Raw genomic sequence first — 815 nt, 5'->3', positions numbered from 1 at the left:
ATAGGCGTTTTCTCATCTCTAGAGCTTGGCGGTAGAGGGGTTCCGCTTCCTCGTACCTGCCTTGGTCTTTGTACAAAAGTGCCAAACTGCTGAGGCTGGTGGCGACTGAGGGGTGTTGCTCGCCGTGTAGGCGTTTTCTCATCTCCAGAGCTTGGCGGTAGAGAGGTTCCGCTTCCTCGTAGCGACCTTGACTTTGGTACAAAAGTGCCAGATTGTTGAGGCTGGTGGCGACATCAGGGTGTTGCTCGCCGTGTAGGCGTTTTGTCATCTCCAGAGCTTCTTGGTAGAGGGGTTCTGCTTCGTCGTAGCGACCTTGACTTTGGTACAAAAGTGCCAAACTGCTGAGGCTGGTGGCGACTGAGGGGTGTTGCTCGCCGTGTAGGCGTTTGTACATCTCTAGAGCTTCTTGGATGAGGGGTTCCGCTTCGTCGTAGCGACCTTGACTTTGGTACAAACCTGCCAGATTGTTGAGGCTTTGTGCGACATCAGGGTGTTGCTCGCCCAGTAGGCGTTTTCTCATCTCTAGAGCTTGGCGCAAAAGCGGTTCCGCTTGGTCGTAGCGACCTTGACTTTCGTACAAACCTGCCAGATTGTTGAGGCTGGTGGCGACTGAGGGATGTTGTTCGCCCAGTAGGCGTTTTCTCATCTCTAGAACTTGGCGGTAGAGGGGTTCTGCTTCCTCGTAGCGACCTTGGCTTCGGTACAAACCTGCCAGATTGTTGAGGCTGGTAGCGACATCAGGGTGTTGCTCGCCCAGTAGGCGTTTTCTCATCTCTAGAGCTTGGCGGTAGAGGGGTTCCGCTTCGTCGTAGCGA

Annotated in this window: 1 protein-coding gene; it reads right to left on the bottom strand. The window is 54.5% G+C overall.

What is annotated here, in order from left to right:
• Positions 1-815 (bottom strand): tetratricopeptide repeat-containing protein (locus tag AS151_RS20345; RefSeq protein ID WP_139240844.1); only part of this gene is annotated, 815 nt, incomplete at both ends.

Source organism: Geitlerinema sp. PCC 9228 (assembly GCF_001870905.1).
GTDB lineage: Bacteria > Cyanobacteriota > Cyanobacteriia > Cyanobacteriales > PCC-9228 > PCC-9228.
Note: the sequence above shows the minus strand (reverse complement) of the source record. Positions and strands in the feature narration are given on the sequence as shown.